7 protein-coding genes are annotated in these 10,377 nt (G+C 65.8%); 6 read left to right on the top strand and 1 reads right to left on the bottom strand.

Annotated features, from left to right (window positions below; translation table 11 throughout):
* Positions 1-1,497 (bottom strand): amidohydrolase (locus tag BJQ90_RS12285; protein ID WP_226760537.1); only part of this gene is annotated, 1,497 nt, incomplete at its 3' end.
* A 275-nt stretch (positions 1,498-1,772) separates the two neighbouring features.
* Here BJQ90_RS12285 and BJQ90_RS12290 point away from each other — a divergent pair.
* The 6 genes from BJQ90_RS12290 (at position 1,773) to BJQ90_RS12315 (ending at position 9,676) form a co-directional block, all read left to right on the top strand.
* A complete protein-coding gene (locus BJQ90_RS12290; protein ID WP_226760538.1) occupies positions 1,773-3,389 on the top strand; it encodes an ABC transporter substrate-binding protein in 1,617 nt (538 codons plus the stop codon).
* A 15-nt stretch (positions 3,390-3,404) separates the two neighbouring features.
* On the top strand, positions 3,405-4,436 hold the full coding sequence (locus tag BJQ90_RS12295; RefSeq protein WP_226760539.1) for an ABC transporter permease: 1,032 nt from the start codon (positions 3,405-3,407) through the stop codon (positions 4,434-4,436).
* Complete coding sequence (locus tag BJQ90_RS12300) at positions 4,426-6,120, top strand: dipeptide/oligopeptide/nickel ABC transporter permease/ATP-binding protein (RefSeq protein WP_226760540.1); 1,695 nt, start codon at positions 4,426-4,428, stop codon at positions 6,118-6,120. Before BJQ90_RS12295 ends, BJQ90_RS12300 begins: the two co-directional genes overlap by 11 nt.
* Positions 6,117-6,932 carry an ABC transporter ATP-binding protein gene (locus tag BJQ90_RS12305; RefSeq protein WP_226760541.1) on the top strand — a complete coding sequence of 272 codons (816 nt, stop codon included), beginning with the start codon at positions 6,117-6,119 and terminating at the stop codon, positions 6,930-6,932. Before BJQ90_RS12300 ends, BJQ90_RS12305 begins: the two co-directional genes overlap by 4 nt.
* A gap of 145 nt (positions 6,933-7,077) precedes the next feature.
* Positions 7,078-8,304, top strand: coding sequence for a M20 metallopeptidase family protein (locus BJQ90_RS12310; RefSeq protein WP_226760542.1), 1,227 nt, complete (start codon positions 7,078-7,080; stop codon positions 8,302-8,304).
* Between the two features lie 34 nt (positions 8,305-8,338).
* Positions 8,339-9,676, top strand: coding sequence for an MFS transporter (locus BJQ90_RS12315; protein WP_226760543.1), 1,338 nt, complete (start codon positions 8,339-8,341; stop codon positions 9,674-9,676).
* Positions 9,677-10,377 lie beyond the last annotated feature (701 nt).

Below are 10,377 nucleotides of genomic sequence, written 5' to 3' on the forward strand. Positions count from 1 at the left end.
AGGGTCGGTGTCCAGCACTGCGAAGTCAGCGAGCATGCCAGGGGCCAGCGTCCCCTTGGTCGCCTCCTCGCCGGAGGTAAACGCCGGGGCTACACAGTAGGCGTACAGTGCCTCGGGCAGTGAGATCCGCTCCTGCGGTTCCCAACCGCCGTCGGGCTTTCCGGCGGCGGATGTCCGTGTGACGGCGGCGTGCAGCCCGTGGAACGGGTTGGGGACCTCCACGGGGGAGTCCGAGCCGAAGGCCACCGTTGCTCCGGCGTCCAGCAGGCTGCGCCAGGCATACGACGCGAGACCCCGGCCCTCCACCATGCCCAGAATGGGCAGGTCGCCGGGGCAGTGCTGCGGCTGCATGGAGGCCACCACGCCCAGTTCGGCAAGCCGCGGCACATCGGTGTGCTGCAGGAACTGCACGTGCTCGATCCGGTGCCGCAGGCCGTGCAATGCGGTGGTATCCCGGATCGCAGCCAGGGCATCCAGCACCAGGGTGTTGGCGCGGTCGCCGATGGCATGGACCGCGACGGCGATGCCCGCCTCCGCCGCGCGGCCGGCCAGCGCCAGCAACTCAGGGTAGGCAGTCACCTCCACACCGTGGCCGGTGCCGCCCGGAAATGGCTGACTCATGTGGCAGGTGTGCGAGCCCGCCGCGCCGTCGGCAAAAATCTTCACTGCGCCGTGCCGGATCCAACTGTCACCCTGGCCGGTCCTGATGCCGGCCTCGATGGAGGCGTCAAGATCGTCCTGGGCCAGCAGTTTGTGGACGCGCAGGGCCAGCCCTTCCTCCTCACGCAGGGTCCGGTAGCCGGCCAACGCATCAGCTCCGTCAATATCGTGGACGCCGGTGATGCCCAGGGACAGCAGGTACCGCTGCGCCTCCCGCAACTGCTCCGGCAGGTTCCCCGAGACCCCCGAAGCTGCCAGTTTCCGGACCGGGTAAACAGCGCTTTCCCGCAGGATCCCGGTGGCCGCCCCGGCAGCGCCGCGGACTATTTCCCCTCCCGCCGGGTGCGGTGTGTCCCGGCTGATACCCATCAGTTGCAACGCCTGGGAGTTGGCCCAGACCGTGTGGCCGTCCGCGCTGGTAAGGGCCACAGGATTGCGCGGGCAGACCGCATCCAGGCTGGTCCTGTCCGGCTGCGCCGGAACCTGCCATTTGTTGAAATCCCACCAGCCGCCCAAGATCCACTCGCCTGCCCGGTACCGCGGCAGGACTGCTCCGATGCAGGCAAGGGCTTCGGCCAAGCTGCCCGCGCCCCGCAGGTCCACCTCGTGCATGGACCTTGCCAGAGTGGCAGTGTGGATGTGCGCGTCGGTCATACCCGGAATCACGACGGCGCTGCCCAGGTCCACGGTGGTGGTTCCGGCGGGTGCGTGGGCGCGGATTTCGGCTGCCGGGCCAGTCGCCAGGATGAGGCCCTCCTTTACCAGCAGGGCGTCGGCGCGCGGACGGTCCGGGTCGAGGGTATGGAACTTCGCGTTGACAAAGAGGGTGGGGGTCACCGGAACAGGGTAAGGCTGAGTGTGCTGGTTTCCCGCCGGCATTCCGCAACAAACGAGTCATATGTGCACTGGGGGAGGCGCTGGCCCTGTCCGCACCGCCGCCCCGTCCCGCTGAAGCCGCGAAACTCCGCGCTCCATGCCCGGACGGCATGGCATGTCTAAATAATGAGTCTTAGACGTTCTGAGATGCGGGTCACATACTCGATCTGCAGGTGTACGCGGCCGCGTCACGCCGTGGCTCCTGCACTCGCATCGGACCAATCAAAGGACCCCTCGTGACTCAGACTTTCCCGCCCACCGCAGGCAATGCGGCCAGGCGCGGCCGCCGGCTCGCTCCCTTGGCCGCCGCTGCCGTGGCCATCGCCATCGCCGCCACCGGCTGCACCACCGGCACTGCCGCCACAGGCTCCGGGGCCGCCGGGCAGGCTTCCACCGACACTATCCGGACCGTGATCAACGCCGACCCCACCAGCTTTGCTCCGGTAGAGGTCCGCAACGCCGACGACTACGGCGTCAACCGCCTTCTGTTCTCCACTCTGGTCCGCCGCGACGAGAACAACAAGATCGTGCCGGACCTTGCCACCAAATGGGACATCACCCCCACGCAAGGCACGTTCACCATCCGCAGCGGTGGCACCTGCGCCGACGGCACGCCCATCACTGCAGGCGTGGTGGCGGAATCGCTCAAGGTGTTTGCCTCCCCGGACAGCAAGTCCAGCTTCCGTCCGCTCGTCCTGGGCGGGGGTCCCGCAACCGTCACGGCCGATGATGCCGCCGGCACGGTCACCGTGAAACTTGCCCAGCCGTGGACCGACCTCCTCCAGGGCCTGTCGCTGCACGCCACCGGCATCGTCTGCCCGGCCGGCCTCAAAGACCCCAAGGCGCTGACCGCCGGGGACGTGCCCGGCGCGTTCTCCGGCCCGTATACCCTGACCAAGAAGCAGCACGGCGTGGGCTACACGTTTACCCTTCGCGACGACTTCAAGGCCTGGCCCGAATACCAGACCGAGATCCCGGGCACCCCGGCCAGGACCATCGAGGCCAGCGTCAACGCTAACGCCAGTGCTGTCTCCAACGAGCTTCTCACCGGTACCAAGGACATCGCCACCATCCGCGGCAAGGACGCCACCCGTTTCGACGGCAACAAGGACTTCAGCGCTCAGGTGATTCCGCAGGGCAGCCTTTACATGATGTTCAACGAGCGACCCGGCCACCCCTTCACCGACCCGGCGCTGCGTAAGGCCGTCGCCCATGCCCTGGACGCCACCGCCTTCAACCAGGCCGCCTCCGGAGGCCTCGGCGAACTCTACTCATCGTTCGCCCACCCGGGAGTCCCGTGCTCCAACAAGGACAACGGACTGCTCATCAAGACAGACCCCGCCGCAGCCAAGGCCACCCTGGCCGGCGTCAAAATCCGCATGGTGGGCGCACAAGTCTTCGGCCCCAACGGCGCCGCCAACACCTACGTCGCCGAGGCACTCCGTTCAGCCGGTGCCGACATTGAACTGCGCAACGTGGACCTCGCCACCTGGAGCACGGACCTGACCCAGAAACTGGACACCTGGGACGTCACCGTGATGGGCGGCATCAACGCCGGCGGCACCATGTACGGGGCGCTCTCCACCGTCATCGGAACCCCGGTCGAAAAGGGCGGCCTCAACTGGGGCGGACTGGAAAACAAGCCCGTCCTTGACCTTGTGTCCAAGGCCATGACCCAGGCGGATGACACCGAGCGTTGCGCAACCTACCAGGAAGCTCAGAAGCTCATGATCAACGAGGCCCACGTGATCCCGCTGGCCAGCCTCCCCTCCCAGGTGACCATCCGCTCCGGCTTTGCCATGCACACCATGAATGGCCAGCCGGACGAGAGCACCATGCGGATCACGAAGTAGTCCGGCCAACACGCTATGACTGCTCCCAGCATTGCTGAAGCTTCCCGCACTTCCGGCGTCGGCGTCGAGAGTGCGGGAAGCCGCTATCTCCGTCACCCCTGGGTGGGATTCTCGTTGCGCCGCCTCGGCGGCCTGCTGCTCTCCTTCGTTGTCCTGGTGATCGTGACATTCCTGATTGTCCCGCTGATCCCCGGGGATCCGGCCGCAATCGCAGCCGGTGAGGGCGCCAGCCCCGCGCAGATCGCCACCGTCCGGGCGGAGCTGGGCCTCGATCTGCCGCTGCTCACCCAGTTCCTGAACTACGCTTCAGGCGTCCTGCGCCTGGACATGGGCGCCTCGTTCATCAGCGGCGAAGCCGTATCCGCCCTCATCTTCACGCGGTTCCCGTTTACCGCGGAGATCGCGCTCCTTGCCATCGTGCTGGTGCTGGCCGTTGCCGTGCCATTGGGAATGACGATGGCCATCCTGACCCGGGGCGGCCGGAGCAGATGGTTGGATACCGGATTCAACTTCGTCACCAGCCTGGTCTACTCGGTTCCCCAGTACGTGGTGGCCACCCTGCTGGTGGTGGTGTTTGCCGTGACCCTTCGATGGTTCCCGGCAGCCGGCGCGGCAACACTTAACTCGATGGTTCTACCCACCGCGGCCCTGATGCTGGGGCCTGCGTGCGTGATCTCGCGGATCGTGCGTCGCGAAACAGCCGCGGTCCTGGAGAAGGACTACATCCGCACGGCCCGCGGGTGGCGGCTCAGCGTTCTGCGGACCAACGCCCGCTATGTCCTGCCGAACCTGGTGACCACCACGTTGACCCTCTCAGGTCTCATCCTGGCTGCCCAACTTGGCGGTGCCGTGGTGATCGAAACCGTATTCGCATGGCCCGGGCTGGGGCAGGGAATCGTCAATGCGATCCTGCAGCGCGACTACCCCGTGATCCGGGGCATCATCCTGGTCCTCGGGCTGCTGGCCACGCTCATCATCATCCTGGTGGACCTGATTCTGGCCATCATCGACCCCCGCAACCTCGGAGGAACCACACATGACGTCTAGGTTTAGGAGCCGGGAGTTCTGGACTCCCGCCATGGCGACCGGCGCCGTGCTGTTGATCGCCCTGATCCTCATCGCCGTCCTCGCCCCGCTGACCCTTAAACAGGCAGCCGAGCAGCTGACCCCAAACGCGGCGCAGGAACCCAGCGCCGCGCATTGGCTGGGTACCGATGACTTCGGCCGCGACCTGCTGGCCCGCGCACTGGTGGCCACCCGGCTGACGCTGCTGATGACCGGCGGGGCGGCCGCGATCACGGTGCTGGCCGGCGTCGTGATCGGCCTGGCCATCTGGCTGTCCGGCCGGCGCGTCCGCGAGGCCGCCCTGCGGGTTCTGGAAACTGCAGTGGCGTACCCGAGCCTAATCTTCGCCCTGGTGATCGCCGCTGTGCTGGAACCTGGGGTTTCCTCGGCGGTCATCGCGATCGGGATCGCCGGGATTCCGGGCTTCGCTCGGATCACGGCGAACCTGGCGTCCTCCATCTCCAGCAGCGAGTACGTGGTCACGGCACGCCTTCTGGGCGTCAGCCCCGTGCGTATCGCCCTCCGGCACATGCTGCCGAACATGGCCGAGCCGTTGCTGATACTCTCTGCGACCGTGTTTGCCCTGTCCCTGGTGGAAATTTCCGCGCTGTCCTTCATCGGGCTCGGCGTGCAATCCCCTGAATATGACTTCGGCAGGCTCCTCAACGACAGCCTGGGGGCCCTCTACACCCAGCCGGTGGAGGCCGTGGGCCCCTCAATCATGATCGCGATCACTGGCCTGTCAGTCATGCTGATCGGCGACGCGCTGGCCGCCCACGCCGACCCCAGGGCCAAACGACGGTTTTTCCGGCGGGCCCTGCAGCGTAACCGTACAGTGGCCGTCCCGGTAGGGGATGCGGCGCTGGTGCGTGTGGAGAACCTGCGGATCAGCATCCCGGGGCGCCAGGAACTGGTAAAGGGTATTTCCTTCGCCATCAACCCGGGCGAAGTGGTGGCGCTGGTGGGGGAGTCCGGTTCCGGGAAATCACTCACCGCCATGGCCATTGCCGGTCTGCCTTCGGAGGACCTCGCGGTCGAGGCTGACGGAGTGCGGGTGGGCGACATGAATATGCTGGCCGAACCCAACCAGTCACGGTTGGCCAAGGAAATCAGTATCGTCTACCAGGACCCCGGCACCACGTTCAACCCGTCCTTGCGCATGGGGTCCCAGCTGACCGAGGTCCTGCGCACCCATTTGGGCCTGGGCGGCGCCAAAGCGCGAAACCTCATCACTGAGGCGCTCGCTGCCGTCAACATCACCGAGCCGGCCAAACGGCTCCGCCAGCACCCCCATGAGCTCTCCGGCGGCATGCGTCAACGGGCCATGATTGCCGCGTCCATTGTCACGTCGCCCACGCTGATCGTGGCGGATGAGCCGACGACGGCGCTGGACGTCACCGTGCAGGCCGAAGTCCTGCGCCAGTTCCGGCGCATACACCGCGAGCAGGGAACAGCGATGCTTTTTATCTCGCATGACCTGGGTGTGGTGGAGGCGCTCTGCGACACCGTCCTGGTGATGAAGTCCGGCGAAATCGTGGAACGGCTGACGTCCGGCCAGTTAGCCGCACGGAATGTCCACCACCCCTATACCAAGGCACTGCTGGCCGCGATCCCCGTCCTGGATCTCGGCCGCACGCCAGTCGTCGCAGGAGCTGAGACACCATGAATCCACACACCACCCTTGCCGTCGCGGAGGCCGCGGCCGCCACAGCCACATACGCCGCCGCGGTAAGGCAACTGAACGTCAGCTTTGGCTCCGCCCATGTCCTGAAGGACGTCACACTGGCCGTTCCGGCGGGCCGGGTGGTTGGGCTGGTGGGCGAGTCCGGGTCCGGGAAGTCCACGCTGGGCAAGACCCTGGTGGGGATCAACCGGCCCACCAGTGGCGAAGTGCTCATCGGCAACAAGGACTTCACCATGGTGCGCGGCAAAGCCCGCCAGCAGATGCGCCGGGAAGTCCAGTACATTCCGCAGGACCCGTACTCCTCGCTAAGCCCGCGGCGCACCACGGGCCAGACACTGGCCGAGGCCCTGGACCCGCGGGGAGCCGACCCCGTCAAGCACGGGGATGCCATCGCCGCCGCGCTGGAGCGCGTCAAGCTGGATCCCTCCGCCGCGGATAAGTACCCCCACGAGTTCTCCGGCGGCCAACGGCAGCGGGTCGCCATCGCAAGGGCGCTGATGTTGGAGCCAAAGCTGGTCATCGCGGACGAGATCACGTCTGCTCTGGACGTGTCCGTCCAGGCGGACATCATTGGGCTGCTGCAGGGAATGCGCGGCACCGTGGACAGCGCCATGCTGTTCATCTCGCACAACCTGGCAGTTGTGCAGGAGGTCTGTGACGACGTGGTGGTCATGTTCCAGGGCCGTATCGTGGAACAGGGCACCATTGACGCCGTATACCGTGACCCGCAGCACGACTACACGCGGAAACTCTTGGCCTCCGTGCCTGGGTCGCCGGACTTCACGCTGGACTGAGGTTCGCCCTGCTCAAGCGGTTCATACCGTTATAGCATGCAATTCCTGCAAAATAGGTCATGGACGGCAGGTAGCCGACATCACATACTCGAAGGAAGCAAAACCACTTTTTGTGGCTAACCCATTCATCAGAAGGGAACACACTGTGTCCGTCGCCCAAATTCTTGAAGATGCCCGCGAACTCCACGGCGACATCGTCCAGTTGCGTCACGACCTGCACCGCCACCCGGAGCTGGGTCTGGACCTTCCCCGTACCCAGGAGACGGTGCTGCAGGCACTGTCCGATCTGCCGCTGGAAATCACGCTCGGCGAAGGCCTCAGCTCAGTGGGCGCTGTCCTGCGGGGCACCGCCGGTGACCTCTCCGCCGCCGACCGTCCCACTGTCCTGCTCCGCGCCGACATGGACGCGTTGCCGCTGCAGGAGGAGACCGGCGTCGACTTTGCATCCTCGACGCCGAACCGGATGCACGCCTGTGGCCACGATCTTCACACGTCCATGCTGGTAGGCGCCGCCCGGCTCCTGGCCGACCGGCGGCACCAGCTGGCCGGTGACGTCGTCCTGATGTTCCAGCCGGCTGAGGAGCAGCTGGCCGGCGCCCCGATGATGATCGAGGAAGGCATCCTGGAGTTGTCCGGGCGCCAGGCCGACGCCGCCTACGGGCTGCACGTCTTCAGCGCCGGCGGCAACACCGGCCGGTTCGAGACCAAGGCGGGAGTGATAATGTCCGCCGCGGACGCACTCTTCGTCAAGGTCGTCGGCCGGGGCGGCCACGGCTCGGCACCGCACCAGGCGAAGGATCCCGTCCCTGTGATGGCGGAAATGATTCTGGGCCTCCAACACATGGTCACGCGACAGTTCAACGCCCACGATCCCGTTGTAGTTTCGGTGGGCATGGTCAAAGCCGGCGAGGCCATCAACGTCATTCCGGACACAGCCGAGTTCGGTGCCAGCCTGCGGATGTACTCGGACGCAGCCCGCGCCAAAATGCAGTCAGCCATCCCGCGCCTTCTGAAAGGGATCGCCTCGGCCCACGGACTGGACGTGGACATCAACTACCACGTGGGCGGACGCGTCACTGTCACTGACGAGGACCACACCGCCTTTGCCGCCGAGCAAATCCATGAGCTCTTCGGCGCCGAACGCCACCATAGCTTGCCCGCCCCGCTGGGCGGTTCTGAAGACTTTGCCGAAGTCCTGGCCCGGATACCGGGCAGTTTCGTCTTCCTGGACGCCACCCCGCTCGCCGGCGGCCCTGACGCAGCCTTCAACCATTCCCCCCGTGCCACGTTCGATGACAGCGTGCTGGTGGACGGAACCGCCCTATACACCCAGCTCGCCGTAGCTCAGCTTGCCCAGCTCGCCGTCGCCTAATCCGACGCTCCCGGCTCCCACCCAAGGAAACCCCATGACCCACGATTCAGCTACCCGCGCCCGCGATCTGGTGGCCGAGAATTCGGCACTCCAGAATCCCGCCGCTGCGCCCTCCAAGGCCACGAAGGACCAACGGCAGACCCTCATTGCCACCGGCATGGGCAACGCCCTGGAATGGTACGACTGGGGGATCTACTCAGCCTTCGCCATCTACTTCGCCACCGAGGTGTTCAACCCCAAGGACCCTCTGGCCGCGCTCCTCGGAGCAATGGCGGTGTTCGCCGTTGGATTCATCGCCCGGCCGGTGGGCGGTCTTGTGTTCGGCTGGCTGGCGGACCACCTGGGACGGCGCGCCTCCATGATCTCCACGGTGGGCCTGGCATCTGTCGGTTCGCTGATGATCGGCCTGGTTCCCACATACGGTGCCGCCGGAACTTGGGCGGCTGTGGTGCTCCTGACGGCCCGCCTGCTGCAGGGCCTGGCGCACGGCGGCGAAATGCCGTCCGCCCAGACCTATATCGCGGAGGCGGCGCCCGCCGCGCGCCGCGGGCTGTGGTCCTCCCTGATTTATGTATCGGGGACCACCGGCATTGTGATCGGGCTGCTTTTCGGTTATCTCCTAAACCTGGTGCTGAGCAAGCAGGACATGCAGGCATGGGGCTGGCGTGTTCCCTTTATCATTGGCGCGGTGCTGGGGCTCTACACCTTGATCGCGCGGTCCCGGATGAAGGAAACCGAAGCATTCACGGCTGCCAAAGCCACTGTCCGCGCGCCCATCTGGCCCGAAATCCGCCGGAACTGGCGCTCGGCCCTCCGGGTCATCGGCCTGGGTGTCGGTGCCACCGTCTGCTACTACGTGTGGTCCGTGAGTGCAGTCCAGCAGGCTGTCCTGATTCACAAGATGGATCAGGGAACGGCACTGCTGGCGAGCGTCCTGAGCAACGTGGTCCTCATCATCTCCCTGCCGTTCTGGGGCAGGTTCTCAGACCGCTACGGCCGCCGCGCCAGCATGATGATCGGCACCGGCACGCCCGTCCTGCTGTTCCCGCTGCTGGTCAACACTGTGGGCCAGGGCTTCTGGTCCCTGTTCCTCCCGGCAACCCTCATCCTGGTGCTGATGGGCGCCACCCTCGCCGTAACCCCGGCTGTGTTCGCCGAAATGTTCCCCACCCGGATCCGCACTGTGGGCGTGGCCGTCCCCTACGCGGTAGCCGTGGCTATCTTTGGTGGTACCGCACCGTACCTGCAGAGCTGGTCCAGTTCTGCCTTCGGGCCCTCGGCCTTCACGATCTACGTGGTGGCTCTGTTGATCATCTCCACCGTGGTGGCGTGGAAGTTGCCGGAAACCAGAGGCAACGACCTGACGCAGTAGCCTCAGCATCCGGAAACCCTTTGGTGGTTCCGTCGTTGCGGGCCAAGGGCGCCTAGGGAATGATGCTGGTGGCCGAAGAGCGGTACGAGTGGTCATCGGCATCGGCATCGGCATCGGCAACGGCACCCCAAGGGGGTGCGTCCGATCGGGAGGGCTGATCCGGTGGTTGGCGCGAGGGGACGCAGAAAATGGTAGATGGCCCGGCGCTGCTCTCCTGGTAAGCAGACGGGCCCGGTCGGAGCTAGACGAGGCCTCACCGTCTTGCCGGTCATCAGGGTCCGGGCAGGCTTCTGACCGGCAACAAAAGGCAGAAGAATCAGGGTGTGCACATTGTGCACACTCTCGCCTCTGACCTGATGTTCCGGGTGTGTGGGGTCCCGGATAGACCTATTTGGTTGTGTGGGGGAGTGGCCGGCTACGGCGGACCGGGTACCGCCCTGCGGGGTCTCTTCTTCGAGTTCATCCTCGTTCGTCCTTCCGTCGGGTTTTCGCGTTCACTACTTCATGGTGGCTAGGGCCGCGTACAACATGATTTGCTGATTGTTCTTTAGAACGACCTGGGGTTGCGGCCGGTCCGGAATTTCCGCTCTGATAACTGTTCATGCAGGAGTGCGGGGGGAATGGCATGACCTGGCCACTGATCCGGAGCAGACGATGAGTTCGCTGAGCCTGGCCAGTCGGAGGGGGGGGCTGCCTCGGAG

Source organism: Arthrobacter sp. SO3, from assembly GCF_020532825.1.
Taxonomy (GTDB): domain Bacteria; phylum Actinomycetota; class Actinomycetes; order Actinomycetales; family Micrococcaceae; genus Arthrobacter.